This window comes from Mycobacterium novum, assembly GCF_010726505.1.
In the GTDB taxonomy this organism is placed as follows: Bacteria; Actinomycetota; Actinomycetes; order Mycobacteriales; family Mycobacteriaceae; genus Mycobacterium; species Mycobacterium algericum.
The window spans coordinates 1,919,460-1,936,706 of the sequence record NZ_AP022562.1 but is presented as its reverse complement, the minus strand read 5'-3'; the positions used below and the strand labels follow the sequence as shown (position 1 = coordinate 1,936,706).

The window sequence follows — 17,247 nt, the reverse complement described above, 5'->3', positions numbered from 1 at the left end:
CGCGGGTCATGAGGCCGCCCGGCAGTCGGTCCCCGGTTCTGGCGGGGCCGGCGGCAGGTTGGTCAACGTGGGCAGGTGCGGCACCCCGGAGGTCGGCGTGCGTTGAGCGGGGCCGGGCCGCGGACCGGTCGGTGCCGGGCCGGGATCCGGTGCGCGCGAGGGCGCCGAACCACCGCCGCCGGTCTTCCCGGTGGTGCTCCGCGATGGACACGGCGGCAACAGCGAGTCACGGGCCAGGTTGCGCAGCTGGGTGATCGCGTCGTCGAGGGTCCCGGCCGGCAGGCCGTTGCTGACCTGCTGGCGCGCTGGTGGACGCAGATCCTGCAACGTCATCAGGCGGCAGGACAGCTTGTCACCGGATTGGCTGAAGCTGATTTGCACCAAGTCGCCGCGGCTGTCGAGGCAACCCAGCAGGTAGGGCTCCTGCAACGGCAGCCCGAGAATCGAACCCTGCACACCGCGCATGATCGCCACGGTGTTGCCGTAGGCGGTGACGTAATAGTTGGTGCGGACGATCGCCCGCCCGATCATCAGGGCAGCGGCCAGCAGGATCAGCAGCAACATCGCAATGACGAATTTGCGGCGCCGGGAGCGCGGCGGCCGCGACAGGGTTTCGATCCGCGGCAGCACCCGTTTGGCGACGGTCTTGCGCGGGGAGATCGCCGACGCCCGACCGGCGGCGGTGTTGAGGGCGGTCAGGTGATCGTCGTCGCTGTCGGAGACCGCCCCGGCCAAGATCGGTTGGGTCTGGCCGTAGTCGACGTCGACGACGTCGGCCACCACCACGGTCACGTTGTCGGGCCCACCGCCGCGCAGCGCCAGCTCGATCAGCCGCAGCGCGCTCTCATTGACGTCGGGGATCTCCAGCGCCTCGTGGATGGTCTCGGTGCTCACCGGATCGCTCAATCCGTCGGAGCACAGCAGGTAGCGGTCGCCGGCCTGGGCCTCGCGCATGATCAGCGTCGGCTCCACCTCGTGGCCGGTCAACGCCCGCATGATCAGGGAACGCTGCGGATGGCTGTGCGCCTCCTCCAAGGTGATGCGGCCCTCGTCGACCAAGGTCTGAACGAAGGTGTCGTCCTTGGTGATCTGGGTGAGTTCGCCGTCGCGCAGCAGATACCCGCGCGAGTCGCCGATGTGGGCCAGCCCCAGCCGGGGGGCCGCAAACAGGATCGCGGTCAAGGTGGTGCCCATGCCCTCGAGCTCGGGATGGTCCTCGACGTACGCCGCGATCGCCGAGTTGCCTTCCTGCACCGCAGATTCCAATTTCGCCAGCAGGTCGCCACCCGGCTCGTCGTCGTCGAGGTGGGCCAGCGCGGCGATAACGAGCTGGGAAGCGACCTCACCGGCCGCGTGCCCGCCCATGCCGTCGGCCAGCGCCAGCAGCCGGGCACCGGCGTACACCGAATCCTCGTTGTTGGAGCGCACCAGGCCGCGGTCACTGCGGGCGGCGTAGCGCAGCACCAGGCTCACCGGCGGAGCTCGATCGCGGTCTTGCCGATTCGTATCGGCGTCCCGACGGGAACCCGTACCGCTGTGGTGACCTTCACCCTGTCAAGGTAGGTGCCGTTGGTCGAGCCGAGGTCTTCGACATACCATTCCGACCCTCGTTGAGACAGGCGGGCGTGCCGGGTGGAGGCGTAGTCGTCGTTGATCACCAGGGTGGAGTCGTCGGCGCGGCCGACCAGAACCGGCTGGTCGCTCAGTGCGATCCGGGCCCCGGTGAGGGGCCCCTCCGTCACCACCAGGTGGCGTGCGCCGGCGCGATGCTGCCGCGACGGCAGCAGCACGCCCCGGATCGACAGGCCGCGGCGGACCATCACCGCACCGGTCGGCGCGTAGATGTCGGTCCGCAATATCCGCAGCACCGACCAGATGAACAGCCACAGCAACGTCAAAAAACCGGCTCGCGTCAGCTGCAGCACCAGTCCCTGCATCCGGCGTCCTCTCCGTCCTTGCGCCGTCCATGTCGTGCTCCCCATGGCGGAGCACTTCGGCAAAGTCACGATACTTGGACGTGAGTGACCGTAGGGCAAAGCGGCAGGGCTTTGCTGTTCCGGCCGGTTCGGCGTGGCCCTCGGTCGCCCCCTAGTGGACCCGAACGATGATCTCGGAGTGACCCAGCCGGACCACGTCGCCGTCGGCCAGCTGCCACTCCTGAACCGGAGCGTTGTTCACCGTGGTGCCGTTGGTGGAGTTCAGGTCCGACAGCAGTGCCACCCGGCCATCCCAGCGAATCTCCAGATGACGCCGCGACACCCCGGTGTCCGGAAGCCGGAACTGGGCGTCTTGGCCGCGGCCCACCACGTTGGTGCCCTCGTGCAGCTGGTAGGTCCGGCCGCTGCCGTCGTCGAGATGCAGCGTGACCGAGGCCGGAGCCGAGTAGGCGCGCTGGCCGTAGCCGCCGCCCGGAGCCTCGTAACCACCCGCGGGCTGCTGGCCGTAGTCGTAGCCGCCGCCCTGCGCGTCGCCGTAGCCGCCGGGAGCCTGCTGGCCGTAGTCCGGACCGTAGTCATAGCCGCTCGGGGCGCCCTGGGACTCGCCGTAGCGGTAGTCGGGCTGGCCGTACTCCTGGCGGCCGTAGGACGGCGAGCCCTGGTCGGGGTAGCCAGGGCCGCCCTGGTCGGGGTAGGCGGGCCGTTGCTCGGGCTGCGCCTCGGGGTATCCCCCGAGCTGGGAGTAATCGTCGTGGCGGGCTGGGGGGCGCTCGTAGTCGCCGTAACCGGGCTGTCCTCCGCCGCCCGGGTAGCCCGGCGCCGCTGGCTGCTGGTGCTGCGGGTAGCCCGGCTCGTAGCCGGCGGGGGCGCCGTAGCCGCTCGGCGGCCGCTGCTCGTAGGGCTGGGGCTCGTAGGACTGGGGGTAGCCGCCCTGGCCGCCGGCGTAACCGCCCTGCTCCGGGTAGCCGCCCTGCTCGGGGTAGCCACCGTGCTCGGGGTAGCCGCCCTGCTCGGGCCGACGGGGCGGGGCGTAGCCGCCGGGGCCGCCCTGGCCGCCCGGACCCTGGTCGGGGTAGCCGCCACCGCGCTGGTCCGGCTGGTATGGCTCCGGTTCCGGGGCATACTGGCCGCGGGGCTCTTGGCCGCCGCGGGGGTCATCGGCGGGCCGGCTGTAGCGCGGGTCGTAATAGTCATCGCCGGGACGGTCCTGCTGCCCATGGGCGCCGCGGTAGCTCGGGTTATCGGTCATCGGTGGCACTCCTGATTCTGCGAAAAACGCATGATCTGATTGTGGCGGGCGGGGTTCATTGACCGTGTGGCTGGGGCGGGCATCCGGATTGACAGCGCCCCGCGTGCGGACCTGACCGGTACGCAGACTCGGCGACTGCTCGAACCGGACAACCACATCACCATACGTTTGCCACCCCTGTTCGCCGATATATCCCGCTAAATGCCGGGCGAAGGCCTTCGACGTCCAATCCTGGTCGGCGCCCACATTCTCGTAGTCGTCCACACCGAGGGTAATGACGTATTCGTTGGGTGCCAAAAGCTGATTTCCGGCCAATGCCCGGACCCCCGCGGCGGCCTCGCGGCGCAACGCCGCCTCGATCTCCTCGGGGACGACCTCCCCGCCGAAGACCCTGGCCATCGCATCCTCCACGGCGGATTCGAGCTTGCGCTCGATGCGCTGAACCAGCCCGCGCTGGCTGTCCATCCGCTGCCTGCCTCACTCGCCGCCGTCAATTCGCCGTCAATTCAGCCGGGGACGCGTCGCCGCGGCGTGTCGCTGCGCTGCATCCGCTTGGACATGGTATCGACCCGGAGTGTCACCGCGGCACCCTTGTACGGCGGAGAATCGGATAAGACCAGGTCACGGTGGGGTCACGAGGGCCTGCGTTACGGTGGTCGGCGAGCGCCGAACCGTGTCGAAGGCACCCTTCGGCAACCGTGATAGGCTCCCTCGGTCGCTCGGGCGAGTGGCGGAATGGCAGACGCGCTGGCTTCAGGTGCCAGTGTCCTTCGGGACGTGGGGGTTCAAGTCCCCCTTCGCCCACAAATGTGATGAGTCGCGTCATAGGTGACACTTGAGTCGCGTCATCGGTTACAGATTGCCCCGGTTTGTGCCGGGGTTTTTCTGTTTGTTGGGCCAGTAGTTGTGGTCGGGGTCGATGTGGTGGCTGGCGATGACGTGGTGGCCGGTTTTGCGGGTGCCGGCGTGGGCGCGTCCGATGCCGGCTCGGTCGAGCGCAGCGCGAACGCCACCTCGGTCGGTCGCTTCTCTTGGAGGTGTACCGGGGTGATTGCCCACACGGCGTGATCCAGCGCGGCACGCAGATTGTGAATCAAATCCCCCAGGAGCAGCGCTGCCTCGGTGTAGTTGAGATCGGACTCCAGCACCCACTCAGTCCACGCCGTGCGCGACGTGAACTCGTCGCTGTTGTCGCGCCGGCGGTACTGCCGCTCCATCGCCCGCTGCTCGGCAAGGACGTCGCGCAGTCGGTCGCGGATCGCGAAGCTATGTGTGAGTTTGTGGAATGCCGACTGTCCCAGCAACTCGACGTCGATGCTTTCCTCGGTCATCGGAGTCCGCTACCACCCACTGCTCGGGAACTTGCCCGCCGTGGCGGCCGATGGCGACGCCCGGCTGACCGGCCAACCAGGCCTGCAGGTCTGCCTCGGCGGCCTGTTGATCGGCCTGAAGCTGCTGGCCATGCGGTGAACGCCGGAACTCCTCCATGTGATTCAGAAACTCCTGGAAGGTCTCTGCTGATCGCCACCGCCGGTCCCCGGGTGCGTTCTCCATGTCGTCGGGAATCAGCCCGTCACTTCTGCGGCGGGTCGAGCAGGGCGCGGGCGTCTTTGATCAGGAGCAGCAGGTGCAGCGGGTCGGTCGGTGAGGGCTCGAAATCGAAGTGCGCGTAGAACGCCCGCGCCTGCTCGTGCAGGGCGTGCACGAGCAGTGCCCGCACACCGATGATCTCCGCAGCGGCCACCGCGCGAGTAATCGCGTCGCGCAGCAGCTGCGCGCCCAGCCCCTTGCCCTGTTCCTTGCGGTCGATCGCCAGCCGCGACAACAGGATCACCGGCACCGGATCGGGCATGTTGCGCCGCACCCGCCCGGGTGTGCCGGCGCGCTCCACCGCCGCCGAGGCCAGCGCGTAGAACCCGACGACGCGGCCGTCCCGGCACGTCACAAAGCACCGGGAGGCACCTTCGACGTGGTTGGCCAGGGCGCGCCCCCGCAGGTACTCGTCCAGGGTGGGCTCGCCGCTGTCGAACTCGGCGACCGCATCGCCCTCGCTGATCGGCCGGGGCGCGCTGTAACCGCTCACTCGTCGAAGATCGAAGGCTCCGCGAACAACTTCTCCAGCCGCGGCTGCTGCGACACCGGGCGGTCCAGCACCGACACGAACTCCGACCAGGCCGACGCATCAAGCATGAACAGCCGCCGATCGGCGAGCACCTCGCGGGCATGCGCCAGCGTCGCAGTCACTGTGAAGTTGGTCAGATCGGTCCCCTCCACTTCGGCGGCACGACGAATCAGCGCGTCCTGCTCAGCAGTCAGGCGCACCGCGAACCGCTCCGTCTTCATAGCCATGTCAACCATTGTGTGCCTATCGGGCACACAATGCAACGGGGTATCTGTCATGCCTCTGAACAGCGGCGATGCACTTCATACCGGTAAAACACTCGCTGGCTCACGGGAAGAAGTACCGGGGCAGGTCGGGCCGCGGTGGGGACGGCCACGGTCGTCTCGTCGCTTTCAACCCCTGTGAGGGGGAGGCATGCCTTCTATTCCCCGAGGTTCTCCGACGGCATGAGTGCAGCGTACGCCGGGGCGGCCTCTCGGCTGTGCCGTCGCCGCGGTTTATCCACAGCCGCCGGTTACGACGCCGGCGTCACGCCATCACCGGAACCCTTGATCGACACCTTCGCGCGCGGCTCGGCCCGCACCGCCCGCTTCCCGCGCACGAACCCGGTCGCCGAGACCGACGCCGAGAACAGCGCCTCCTCACCCTTGACGAACGGGTGGAACCCGACGCCGGCGCCGCCGCGCTTCTTGACCGGGATATCGGCGACTTCGGTTACTTTCCAGCCCTTTTCGGATCTTGACAGGATGGCCTCGCCGTTTCCGCAGCCGAGCGGCAGCGCGGCGATGACTTCATCGCCCTCGCCGGCGAGCTTGATCCCGGCCACCCCGTTGCCGGCCGCGCCCTGCGGGTTCACCGTGGCCGGGTCGATGCGCAGCACCTTTCCGAGGCGGGTCACCAAGGCCAGGTGGTGACCGTCCGCCAGCACACCCGAGCACAGCAGCCCGGTGATGTCCGGTGCGACGGGGATGTCGCGGATCTTGTACGGCAGCCCGGCACCGGTGGTGAATTTGATCCGCCCGTCGGTCCACACCGCCCACCCCAGACCCGCGGTGAGCAGGTCGCCGTGGCTGTCGGAGAACACGCCGCGCTCATCGAGGCGCCAGGCGGCGTTGACCTTTCGCTCGCGCGGCCCGTCCTCGTCGACGCCGGACGTCACCGGCGTGGCCTCGGAGTCCAGCACGGTGCGACGGTCGAACTCGGGGCCTTTGAACAGTTTCGCGGTCTCGACCAGCTCCCGGTCGATCACCTTGCGGCGGGCGTCGGGGTTGGCCACCAGCTCGGTCAGTTCGGCGAACTCGGCGTCCAATTTTTCGGCTTCGGCCCGCAGCTCGATGACGTCGAGCTTGGTCAACCGGCGAAGCTGCAGCGCCAGGACGTAATCGGCCTGCTCGGCATCGATCTCGAACCGCTGCTGCAGTCCCTGCCGGGCCTCGTCGACGGTGTCGGAGCCGCGGATCACCGCGACCGCGGCGTCGATGTCGAGGTGGATGACCATCAGGCCGGCCACCAGGTGGCGGCGCGCGGCGACCTTCTCCAGCCGGTACTCGCTGCGGTGCAGCACCACTGAATCGCGCAGCGACAGGAACGCCCGGATCAACTCACGCACCGACCACCAGCGCGGCACCCGGTTCTCGTCGAGTGCGACCAGGCTGGCGGCGAATGTCGACTCCAGCGGCGTGAGGGCCAACAGTTGGTCGCGGATCTGTTCGGCGCTGTGTCCGCGTTTGGCGGTCACCACGATGCGAAGCCCGTTGCGCCGGTCGGTCAGATCTGACATATCCGAGACGCCCGACAGCTCGCCGGACTCGATCAACGACCGAATCCGTTCCTGTACAGTGTTACTCGCCACCCCGGGCGGCAGCTCCGTGACGATCACATCCTTGCCCTCGACGGAAACCGTGCCCCGTACCGTGAACGCGCCGCGGCCGGTGGTCAGGTATTCACGGAGCCCGGCCGTGCCGACCACCGTGGCGCCGCAACCCCAGTCCGGCCCGGGAATGAGTTTCACCAGTCTGTCGTCGGTCATATTCGGCGTGGCCAGCAGCGCCCGGCAGGCGGCCATGATCTCGCGCGGGTTGTGGGCGGGGACCTTGGTCGCCCAGCCTTCGGCGATGCCGACGGCGCCGTTGCAGAGCAGCACCGGCCACCGGGCCGGCAGCACCGTGGGTTCGGTCCACTCACCGTCGAACGTGGACATCATCGGCACCGCGTGATCGTCGAGTTCGGCGGTCAGCGCTGCCCCGGGCGCCGAGAGGCGCATCTCGGTGTAGCGGTCGGCGGCGGGGATATCCCCCTGAATGCGGGGGAAGGCGCCGTGGCCGTCAATGACTTTCACCCGCTGGAAGTCCGCCGCCAGCAGCGCCGCCGCCCCGTACATCGAGGCGCCACCGTGCGGGTGCAGGTTGCCGGTGACGGCCGAGCAGACCTTCGAGGACTTCTGCGGCTTGTTGCCGGGCAGCAGTTTCGAGTCGTGCATCTGATAGAGCAGCCGACGCTGGCCGGGCTTGAGCCCGTCGAACGCCGAAGGGATGGCGCGGTCGCTGACGCTGTACAGCGCGAACGTCAGCTGGTAGTGGTTCCAATAGTCATCGGCACTCTGGTCGAGCACCAGGTCGGGGTTCTGTTCGGGAATGTCCAGGGTGGCGGTCACGGCGATTCTCCTAGCGGTCCGCTACGTCAGGTCCAGCGCGGCGGTGTCGACCCGGGCGGCGACATCGGCCATCCAGGTGCGCCGGCCCTCGGGCGGTCCGCCGAACAGGGTGTGGTGCAGCGTGCTCTCACCATCATCGAGATGCACCCGAATGACGGTGCGCCGCTGCGGATCCAGCACGGTGTTCCAGAAGTCGTCGGCATCCATCTCACCGAGACCCTTGTTGCGCTGCACTTCGATCTTGCGTTTCGAGGAGGCTTTGAGCTGCGCGACCGCGGCGTCGCGTTCGGACTCGTCCTGGCAGTAGATCCGCTGCGTGCCGTCCTTGACGACGAACAGCGGCGGCAGGGTGACGTAGACCATCCCGGCCTCGACGAGCGGGCGGTAGAAGTCCAGGAACATCGAGATCAGGCTGGAGTTGATGTTCCCCCCGTCGGGGTCGGCGTCGGAGGCGAACAGGATCCGGTCGTAGCGGCACAGTTCCGGGTCACAGTTGTCGCGCACCCCGCAGCCCAGAATGCGTTCGATCGAATCGAACTCGTCCTTGGCCCGCGCCTTGCTCAATGCGAAGCCGTAGACGTTGGGCGGCTTGCCCTTGAGTGGGAAGGCCGCCTGAAACGTGGCGTCGCGCGCTGCTTTGATAGTGCCGAGCGCCGAATCGCCTTCACACAGGAACAGCTCGGCACCCGATCCGCGGCCGGTTTCCTTGCTGGGCAGCAGTTTCGGTGGCAGCGACAGGTTGGTTCCCAGGCCTTTGGCCTTGGACGCCGCGCGGGATCGGGCCTTGGCGCCTTCGGCGCTGCGCCGGGCCCGGGCCGACTCCAGCGCCAGCTTCGTCCACAGCGTCACGGTGTCGGCGTTGGCGGGGTTGGCCGCCCAGATGGTGACGCTGCGCGCCACATCCGGGGCCATCGCCAGGTTCAGCGACCGCGATGAGACCGCGGTCTTGGCCTGGGAGTCCCAGGCCACATCGGGTGCACGAGTGTCGACGGCCAGCGCCGTGACGGCGGCGAAATCCTGTGGCTCCGGGCCCTCTTCGCCCTTGGCCAGGCCCAGGTCGCGGATCCGGGAGGCGCGGTCGGCCAGGGCTTCGGTCAGCCCTTTGACCGCGGCGGTCAGGTGCGATCCGCCGCCGGGGGTGCGTACGGTATTGCAGAACGCGGCTACCGTCGCCGGCTCGGCCGGGCCTGCGGTCAACGACCAGCGGAACGGGGTCGGCCCCCGGCCGGTGGTGTACTCGCCGCGGCCCTCAACGACGGCGCGGACCTCGGGGCTGGGTGTGCCCGCGGCGGTGCACATCAGGTCCAACAGGGTGTCGGTGCCCCAGGGGCCGCTGAACGGCGCGGTCAATGCCGGGGGAATCTCCTCGCCGGGCCAGCCTTCATCGACCACGACCAGGTGCACGCCGGGCGACATCCGAGACGAGGCGTGGGCCCGCAACAGCACCTCGCCGATATCCACGGTGGAATCGGGCACCACGGCCGGGTCGAACAGGATCCGAACGGTGGTGCCGTGTGCGTTGGGCTTGCGGTTGGCAGTGCCGCGCAGTTTCTGGGTGCCGGCGCGGGTGAACGGGGCGTCCGGGTCGAAATCGCTGCCCTCGAACACCCCGGGATAGCCGCGGCCGAAGCTCTGCAGGTAGGTCTTGCCGGCTCGGCGCACCGTGACATCGGTACGCGCGGAGATGAAGACGGCTGCCGCGGCGCCGATTCCGTTCAGGCCGGCGCCGGTGCTGGCAGCGTCGGCGTGGACCGAGAATTTGCCGCCTGCCCGCGCGGTGCCCAGGGTTTTGACGATGCCGTTCTTGCCGTTCACCGGGTCGGAGTCGACGGGCAGGCCCCGGCCGTCGTCGGCGACGCTGACCGATCCGTCGGCGTGCAAGGTGATCGTCACGCAGGACCCGCCGTGGCTGGGATCAGCCACCTCTTCGATCGCGTTGTCCACCAGCTCCCGCATAGCGGTGTTGAGCACGTCCAGGCCGAGGTTGACCGCCGGTCGCAGGCGGGTGTGCTGGACATCGTCGAGCTCGGTGATGTCGGCCGCGGTGTAGCTCACTGCTCGTGTTCTCCATCAACGCCGGGTGAGGTGCCGCAGGAATGGTAGACGGCGCAGCTGACATCCCAGTGGATTGTTGTCGGCGATTGCGGCAGCGTCTGCCCGCTGGTGGCCCCCGGTCAGGTCGGGCTCGGTGCAACCCGCAGCGCCGGCAGCACGTAGCGGCGCAGATGCCGCCGCAGCGAGGCGGGGTCATCGGGGTCGATGTGGCTGCCCGGCACGCTGCCCAGGCTGATCATCACCCGGGCGATCCATTCGCTGGCCTCGCCGATGTCGGTGTCGGGATGGATGTCCCCGGCCGCGACGGCGGCTTCGACGAAGGGTTGCCAGAACCCCGCGAGGTCCGGGACCAGGCCGCGCACGCCGGCCCCGGCGCAGGCGGTGAACTCGTCGGGTTCGGAGGTACGCAGCCGCATCAACAGCGTGCCCGGGTCGTCGTAGGCCCGTCGGCCGATCTGCACCCCGGCCACCAGCTGGTCTTCGAAGCCGGACAGCGTCGACAGCTCGGCGCGGGTCTGCGCCCAGCTGGTCTCGACCAGCCGGATGATCGCCGTGCCCACCAGCGTCGGCTTGTCCGGAAAATTCCGGTACAGCCAGGCCCGCGACACGCCGGCTCGCTCGGCGACGTCGATCATCGTGGTGGCCCGGATCCCCTTGTCGGCCAGCAGCTGCTCGGTCGCGTCCAGCAGCCGGTCGGTTGTCGACGACGCGACTGCCGGCTTTGCGTTCACGGCCCACCTCCTGGCAGGCAAGCCTAGCAAGACGGTAGACAGATTCAAGGATCTGTGTACTATTGCGACTCATTGCGTAGACACTTCCGCTCAGCCTGTCTATTCCCCCGACGCCGGAGGTCCAGCCATGTCCGCACCCCGCACCGCGATCATCGGGGCCGGCATCAGCGGGCTGACGGCCGGGAAAATGCTGTCCGACTACGCGGTCGACTACACCTGCTTCGAATCCTCCGACCGGATCGGCGGCAACTGGGCCTTCGGCAACCCCAACGGGCACTCCAGTGCCTATCGGTCGCTGCACATCGACACCTCGAAACATCAGCTGTCCTTCAAGGACTTTCCGATGCCGGCCCACTACCCCGACTTCTTGCACCACACGTTGGTCAAGGAGTACCTGGAGGGCTACGCGGCCGCCTTCGAACTCAAACGCAACATCGAGTTCGAGACGAAGGTCGTCCACGCGCAGCGGCTGCCCGGTGGCGGCTGGGAGCTGCAGCTGGCCGGGGGTGCGCGCCGCCGCTTCGACCTGCTGGTGGTCGCCAACGGCCACCACTGGGATCCGCGCTACCCGGACTTCCCGGGGGAATTCAGCGGCGAGACGCTGCACGCGCACCACTACATCGACCCGAAGACGCCGCTGGAGTTCAGCGGCAAGCGCATCCTGGTCGTCGGCCTGGGCAACAGTGCGGCCGACATCGCCGTCGAGCTGTCGTCGAAGGCCCTGGACAACGAACTGACGCTGTCGACGCGCTCCGGCGCCTGGATCGTGCCGAAGTACCTGGCCGGCAAGCCCGCCGACAAGTACTACCGAACCAGTCCGTATCTGCCGTTCTCCTGGCAGCGCAGGTTCCTGCAGTGGACCCAGCCGCTGATCGCCGGGCAGCCCGAGGATGTCGGCCTGCCGACGCCCAACCACAAGTTCTTCGAGGCCCACCCCACCCAGTCGGTGGAGCTGCCGCTGCGGCTCGGGTCCGGTGACGTCATCCCCAAGCCCAACATCAGCCGATTCGACGGCGCCACCGTGCATTTCACCGATGGCACCAGCAGTGACTTCGACGTCATCATCTACGCCACCGGCTACAACATCACCTTCCCGTTCTTCGACCCGGAGTTCATCAGCGCACCGGACAACCGGATCGACCTGTACAAGCGGATGTTCTATCCCGGCGTCGATGACCTGGTGTTCGCCGGCTTCGCCCAGCCCACCCCCACGCTGTTCCCGTTCGTCGAGGCACAAGCCCGGTTGATCGGTGCCTATGCGGTCGGGCGCTACCGGCCGCCGCCGCTCGCCGAGATGCGCCGGGTGATCGACGCCGACATGCGCAAGTTCACCGGCCACATGCTCGACACCCCGCGGCACACCCAGCAGCTCGACTACTTCCTTTACGAGCACGACTTGCGCACCGCCGAGATCCCGCGCGGTGCACGGCGGGCCGCCGTCCTCGGTGCCCCCCGCTGGGCCGGGGTCGAGGCGGGCGAGGAAGGGGTATCGGCATGAACCGGATCCGGTTCGACAGCGACGGCACCAGTTGCGTCGGGCAGTTCTTCCCCGCCGCCGGCGACGACGACGACAGCGCGCCGGTGGTGGTGCTCGGGCACGGTTTCGGCGGCACCGTCGACTCGGGTTTGGTTCCCTTCGCCGAGCGGTTGAGTTCGGCCGGCTTCGCCGCGTTGGCCTTCGATTACCGTTACTTCGGGGAGTCCGACGGCCGGCCACGGCAACGGATTTCGGTCAAGGAGCAAGTAGCCGACTTCCGCGCCGCGTGTGCGGCCGCGGCACGTCAACCCGGTGTCGATCCGCGGCGGGTCGTGGTGTGGGGTGTTTCGCTGGCCGGTGGCCATGTGTTCGAGGTGGCGGCAACCGCCCCCGGCGTCGCGGCCGCCGTGGCACTGACGCCGCTGGTCAGCGGACCGGCCGCCGCGGCCGCGGCGCTACCCCACCACCGCCCGGCAAACCTGCTGCGCTCGACGGTGACCGGCTGGCGCAGCGCGCTGGCCCAGCGGGCCGGCCGTCCACCGGCGACGATCCCGCTGGTGGGCAGGCCCGGTGAACTGGCAACGCTGACCGCCGACGGCTACTACGAGGCCTACCTCGCGATGGCCGGCCCCACCTGGCGCAACGAGGTCGACGCGCAGGTCGGCGTCCAACTCGGCGGCTACCGACCGGCCGCCAAGCACGCCGCGGCGATCCGCTGCCCGATGCTGGTGCAGATCGCCGATTTCGACCGGGGCGCTCCCCCGCAGGCCGCGGCCAAGGCGGCGTTCGCCGCGCGCGCCGAAGTACGCCACTACCCCTGCGACCACTTCGACGTCTTCTCCGGCGGCGAGTGGTTCGATCATGTTGTCGAGCACCAGATCGCATTCTTGAGCCGGCACCTGACCGCACCGGCCGCTACCGTCACGGGTTAGGAGGGCACCATGGCCGAGACGATGCAGCAACTGCTTGCCGACCGCGCGGCCGCCGACGGGCCGGCGGTGTTCTACAACGACGCCCGCGGCGGCCAGATCCGCTGGAGCTGGCGCGAGTACCTCGACCGGGCGGCCCGCCATGCCGCCGCACTGCTCGCCCGCGCCGACACCGGCCGCCCGGTGCACGTGGGCGCCCTGTTGGGCAACACCCCGGCGATGCTCACTGCGATCGCCGGCGCCGGGCTCGGCGGCTACGTGCTGTGCGGCGTCAACGACACCCGGCGCGGATCGGCGCTGGCCGGCGACCTGCGCACCGCCGACGTGCAGATCCTGCTCGTCGACGCCGCGCACCGCGGGTTGTTGAACGGGGTGGACCTGACCGGCATCACCGTCATCGACGTCGACGCCCCGGCCTGGGAGCAGCAGTGCGCCGGCGCCGGTGAGCTGCAACCGCACCGGCAGGCGCAGCCGCTGGACCCGTTCATGCTGATCTTCACCTCGGGCACCAGCGGCGACCCGAAAGCGGTGCTGGTCAGCCACTTCATGGTGCTGGTCGCCGGGCAGAGCCTGACCGAACGGTTCGAACTGGGCGCCGACGACGTCGTCTACCTGTCGATGCCGCTGTTCCACTCGAATGCGATCGCCGCCGGCTTCGGGCCCGCGGTGGCCGCCGGTGCGGCGATGGCCCCGGCGAAGTTCTCCGCCTCGGGGTTCCTGGCCGACATCCGCGGCTACGGCGCCACCTACATGAACTACGTCGGCAAGCCGTTCGCCTACCTGCTCGCACATCCCGAACAACCCGATGACGCCGACAACCCGCTGCGCGTCGCGTTCGGCAACGAGGCCTCCGAACGCGACATCGCCGAATTCGCCCGCCGGTTCGGCGTCCACGTGGTCGACGCGTTCGGGTCCACCGAGAACGCCGTCACCATCACCCGCGACGAAGGTACCCCGCCCGGCTCGGTGGGGCGCGGCTTTCCCGGTGTGGCCATCTACAAGAGCGACCCGGTCGCCGAATGCCCGACCGCGGTGTTCGACGAGCACGGTGCGCTGACCAACGCCGAGGAGGCGATCGGAGAGCTGGTCAACACCGCCGGTTCGGGGTTCTTCACCGGCTACTACAACAACGCCGAAGCCACCTCCGAGCGGATGCGCGACGGCATCTACTGGTCGGGCGACCTGGCCTACAAGGATGCCGACGGCTGGATCTACCTGGCGGGGCGAACGGCCGACTGGATGCGCGTCGATGGCGAAAACCTGGCCGCCGCCCCGATCGAGCGCGTCCTGATGCGCCACCCCAAGATCAACCAGGCCGCGGTGTACGCGGTGCCCGACGACAACGTCGGCGATCAGGTGATGGCCGCCCTGGTGCTACGCGACGACACCGATCTGACCCGGGGCGAATTCACCGAATTCCTTGCCGCCCAAGAGGACCTGTCGCCCAAGGCGTGGCCACGCTACGTCCGGATCATGGCGGAACTGCCCGCGACGGCCACCAACAAGATCCTCAAACGCGTGCTGGTGGCCGAGGGTAGCGATGTCGGCGCGGACCCGCTATGGGTGCGGCCGGAGCGTGAATACAACTACGGCACAACAGCAGGAGCTCACCGATGACACAAGCTGTGGCGCTGATCGTCGGCGGCGCCTCCGGCATCGGGCTGGCCACCGCGCATGCGCTGGCCGGCCGCGGCGACCACGTGGTGATCGCCGACATCAACACCGAGGCGGCGCAGCAGCGGGCCGCCGAGCTCGGCGAGACAGCCAGTGCGGTGACCGCCGACGTGACCGACGAGGACAGCGTCGCCGCGGCATTCGCGACCGCGGCGCGGCGCGGACCGGTGCGCAGCGTGGTCAGCTGCGCCGGGCTGTCGGTGATCGGCGCGATCCCCGACATCGACCTGGCCGGCTGGCAGACCACCATCGATGTCTGCCTGACCGGCACCATGCTGGTGATCAAGCACGCGGCCCGCACCATGGCGGACGACGGCAGCATCGTGGCGGTCTCGTCGCTGAACGGACGCCAGCCCGGGACCGCGATGGCCGCCTACTGCAGCGCCAAAGCCGGTGTGCTGATGCTGATCCAGGTGGCTGCCCTGGAGCTGGCCGCCCGCGGTATCCGGGTCAACGCCGTCTCCCCCGGCCTGGTCGACACTCCCCTGGTCGCCGGGCTGACCATGGTGCCCGGCCTGACCGACGAGTACCTCGAGAACACCCCGCTGGGCCGGGCCGGCACCCCGAGCGACATCGCCGACGCCGTGGAGTTCTTGACCTCGCAGCGCGCCTCGTGGATCACCGGGTCGGACTTCGACATCAACGGCGGCGCCCACATGAAGCGCTACCCCGACGTGCTCGGCAAGATCCAAGCCCTACAAGAAGGATGACGAGATGCGCAGTGTCGTAATCGATGCGCCCGGATCGGTCCGCGTCGACACCCGCCCCGACCCCGGCCTGCCCGGCCCCGACGGTGCCGTGGTCGCGGTGAGCGCGACCGCGATCTGCGGCTCGGACCTGCACTTCTACGAGGGCGATTACCCCATCGTCGATCCGGTGCCGCTCGGACACGAGGCGATCGGCACCGTCGTCGAGGCCGGCCCCGAGGTGACCTCGGTCAAGGCCGGCGACCGGGTGATGGTGTCCTCGGTCGCCGGGTGCGGGCGTTGTGCCGGCTGCGCCACCCGAGACCCGATCCGATGCCACGCCGGCCCGCTGATCTTCGGATCGGGCGCACTGGGCGGGGCACAGTCGGAGCTGCTCGCCGTGCCCGGCGCGGACTTTCAGCTCGCCCCCATCCCCGACGGGCTCTGTGACGAGGAAGCCCTGCTGCTCACCGACAACCTCGCCACCGGCTGGGCGGCGGCGTTGCGTGCCGACATCCCGGTGGGTGGCACCGTGGCCGTGATCGGACTGGGAGCGGTCGGCCTGTGTGCGGCACAAAGTGCGTTGTTCCTCGGCGCGGCAACGGTTCTCGGTATCGACCCGGTGCCCCAGCGTCGGGACCGTGCGGCGGCGATGGGGGCCACACCCGCACCGCCGTCAGCGACGGTCGCGGCGATGGAACACACCGGCGGGCGCGGCGTCGACGCGGTGATCGACGCCGTCGGCTCGGACACCACGATGGCCGACGCCCTGACCGCGGTGCGTGCCGGCGGCACGGTGTCGGTGGTCGGCGTGCATGACCTGCAGCCCTTCCCCTTCCCCGCGCTGGCTGCCCTGGTGCGCAGCATCACGCTGCGTATGACGACCGCGCCGGTGCAGCAGACCTGGCCGCAACTGGTGCCGCTGCTGCAATCCGGGCGGCTGTCGGTGGCCGGCATCTTCACCACCGAGATGCCGCTGGACGCCGCGGCCGACGCCTACCGTGCGGTAGCCGCCCGATCCGGGGACGTGGTGAAGGTGCTGCTCACGCCGTAGCGGACGGCGTTCACACGATTGTTTACAACGTGCCACACTGTAACCATGTCGGTGAATGTCTCCGTCCGCCTTGATGACCGTCTGGCTGAGCGGCTGCGATTGCGCGCCCGCGCAGCTGGGGAAAGCCTGTCGGAGCGCCTTCGGCGCTACGCCGACGAAGGCGCCCGGCGCGACGAGCATCCGTTGATCACATTTCGCGATGGCCCGAACGGCCGGCGGGCCGGCGTCATCGGCGGGCCCGACGTCTGGGAGATCGCTATGTGGATCGACGACCTCGGGCCGGTCGACGATCCGACGGCCGAACTAGCGGCAGACGGGACCGCCACCCGACCCCAGATCGACGCAGCGTTGGCGTACCGAAGTGCGTATCCCGACGAGGTTCAGGCCCGCATCGATCTGCATCGCAGTGAGACCGCCGCCGCCGACAACCGGTGAAGGTACTTCTGGATGAGATGTATCCGGCCGCCTTGGCGGAGCGTCTGGAAGCAGCCGGTCTCACGGTGAGCACGGTGGCCGGCCTCGGTCTCGCCGGCCACGATGACCCGACCGTGTTTGCAGCGGCTGTGGCCGGCGGCTAGACGGTTCTCACCGAGAACGTCGGTGATTTCACGCGGATCGCCGCGGAGTACCTTGCCGGAGGTCGGCACCACGGCGGGTTATTGATCGCCTTGGCCACGCGG

17 protein-coding genes and 1 tRNA gene are annotated in these 17,247 nt (G+C 69.0%); 9 read left to right on the top strand and 9 right to left on the bottom strand.

Annotated features, from left to right (window positions below; all coding sequences use genetic code 11):
- Positions 1-6: 6 nt before the first annotated feature.
- The 3 genes from G6N19_RS08990 to G6N19_RS08980 form a co-directional block, all read right to left on the bottom strand.
- Complete coding sequence (locus tag G6N19_RS08990; RefSeq protein WP_041316626.1) at positions 7-1,473, bottom strand: PP2C family protein-serine/threonine phosphatase; 1,467 nt, start codon at positions 1,471-1,473, stop codon at positions 7-9.
- On the bottom strand, positions 1,470-1,937 hold the full coding sequence (locus tag G6N19_RS08985; RefSeq protein WP_013826964.1) for an FHA domain-containing protein FhaB/FipA: 468 nt from the start codon (positions 1,935-1,937) through the stop codon (positions 1,470-1,472). Before G6N19_RS08985 ends, G6N19_RS08990 begins: the two co-directional genes overlap by 4 nt.
- Positions 1,938-2,088: 151 nt before the next feature.
- Complete coding sequence (locus G6N19_RS08980; protein WP_013826965.1) at positions 2,089-3,651, bottom strand: FhaA domain-containing protein; 1,563 nt, start codon at positions 3,649-3,651, stop codon at positions 2,089-2,091.
- Between the two features lie 256 nt (positions 3,652-3,907).
- On the opposite strand from G6N19_RS08980, the gene G6N19_RS08975 reads away from it, so the two are divergent.
- Positions 3,908-3,990, top strand: a tRNA-Leu gene (locus G6N19_RS08975).
- A 41-nt stretch (positions 3,991-4,031) separates the two neighbouring features.
- Here G6N19_RS08975 and G6N19_RS08970 read toward each other — a convergent pair.
- Entirely contained in the window at positions 4,032-4,517 is a 486-nt protein-coding gene (locus G6N19_RS08970; RefSeq protein ID WP_232062594.1) for a hypothetical protein, read from the bottom strand.
- Between G6N19_RS08970 and G6N19_RS08965 the strand changes: the two genes are divergently transcribed.
- Entirely contained in the window at positions 4,501-4,656 is a 156-nt protein-coding gene (locus G6N19_RS08965; RefSeq protein WP_193466169.1) for a hypothetical protein, read from the top strand. The two genes, G6N19_RS08970 and G6N19_RS08965, sit on opposite strands and share 17 nt — an antisense overlap.
- 103 nt (positions 4,657-4,759) lie before the next feature.
- Here G6N19_RS08965 and G6N19_RS08960 read toward each other — a convergent pair whose 3' ends face one another.
- The 5 genes from G6N19_RS08960 to G6N19_RS08940 form a co-directional block, all read right to left on the bottom strand.
- Positions 4,760-5,269, bottom strand: coding sequence for a GNAT family N-acetyltransferase (locus tag G6N19_RS08960; protein WP_083037027.1), 510 nt, complete (start codon positions 5,267-5,269; stop codon positions 4,760-4,762).
- On the bottom strand, positions 5,266-5,529 hold the full coding sequence (locus tag G6N19_RS08955) for a type II toxin-antitoxin system TacA family antitoxin (RefSeq protein ID WP_013826969.1): 264 nt from the start codon (positions 5,527-5,529) through the stop codon (positions 5,266-5,268). Before G6N19_RS08955 ends, G6N19_RS08960 begins: the two co-directional genes overlap by 4 nt.
- Positions 5,530-5,822: 293 nt before the next feature.
- Positions 5,823-7,961: a DNA gyrase subunit A gene (locus G6N19_RS08950; protein WP_193466168.1), complete on the bottom strand. Its 2,139-nt coding sequence runs from the start codon at positions 7,959-7,961 to the stop codon at positions 5,823-5,825.
- A 21-nt stretch (positions 7,962-7,982) separates the two neighbouring features.
- Positions 7,983-10,016 (bottom strand): toprim domain-containing protein, encoded by a 2,034-nt coding sequence (locus G6N19_RS08945; protein ID WP_193466167.1) that lies wholly within the window; start codon positions 10,014-10,016, stop codon positions 7,983-7,985.
- Between the two features lie 119 nt (positions 10,017-10,135).
- Positions 10,136-10,747: a TetR/AcrR family transcriptional regulator gene (locus tag G6N19_RS08940; RefSeq protein ID WP_013826972.1), complete on the bottom strand. Its 612-nt coding sequence runs from the start codon at positions 10,745-10,747 to the stop codon at positions 10,136-10,138.
- Positions 10,748-10,874: 127 nt separating this feature from the next.
- On the opposite strand from G6N19_RS08940, the gene G6N19_RS08935 reads away from it, so the two are divergent.
- The 7 genes from G6N19_RS08935 to G6N19_RS21780 are packed head-to-tail and all read left to right on the top strand — an operon-like array spanning position 10,875 to position 17,145.
- Entirely contained in the window at positions 10,875-12,245 is a 1,371-nt protein-coding gene (locus G6N19_RS08935) for a flavin-containing monooxygenase (protein WP_193466166.1), read from the top strand.
- On the top strand, positions 12,242-13,156 hold the full coding sequence (locus tag G6N19_RS08930; RefSeq protein ID WP_013826974.1) for an alpha/beta hydrolase: 915 nt from the start codon (positions 12,242-12,244) through the stop codon (positions 13,154-13,156). The genes G6N19_RS08935 and G6N19_RS08930 overlap by 4 nt, the downstream gene beginning before the upstream one ends.
- A gap of 9 nt (positions 13,157-13,165) precedes the next feature.
- On the top strand, positions 13,166-14,770 hold the full coding sequence (fadD1, locus tag G6N19_RS08925; protein WP_193466165.1) for a fatty-acid--CoA ligase FadD1: 1,605 nt from the start codon (positions 13,166-13,168) through the stop codon (positions 14,768-14,770).
- Entirely contained in the window at positions 14,767-15,537 is a 771-nt protein-coding gene (locus G6N19_RS08920) for an SDR family NAD(P)-dependent oxidoreductase (protein ID WP_193374404.1), read from the top strand. Before fadD1 ends, G6N19_RS08920 begins: the two co-directional genes overlap by 4 nt.
- A gap of 4 nt (positions 15,538-15,541) precedes the next feature.
- A complete protein-coding gene (locus G6N19_RS08915) occupies positions 15,542-16,567 on the top strand; it encodes a zinc-binding dehydrogenase (protein ID WP_013826977.1) in 1,026 nt (341 codons plus the stop codon).
- Between the two features lie 45 nt (positions 16,568-16,612).
- Positions 16,613-17,002 carry a ribbon-helix-helix protein, CopG family gene (locus tag G6N19_RS08910; protein WP_193466164.1) on the top strand — a complete coding sequence of 130 codons (390 nt, stop codon included), beginning with the start codon at positions 16,613-16,615 and terminating at the stop codon, positions 17,000-17,002.
- 17 nt (positions 17,003-17,019) lie between these two features.
- Positions 17,020-17,145: a hypothetical protein gene (locus G6N19_RS21780; RefSeq protein ID WP_408632492.1), complete on the top strand. Its 126-nt coding sequence runs from the start codon at positions 17,020-17,022 to the stop codon at positions 17,143-17,145.
- The last annotated feature ends 102 nt before the right edge of the window (positions 17,146-17,247 follow it).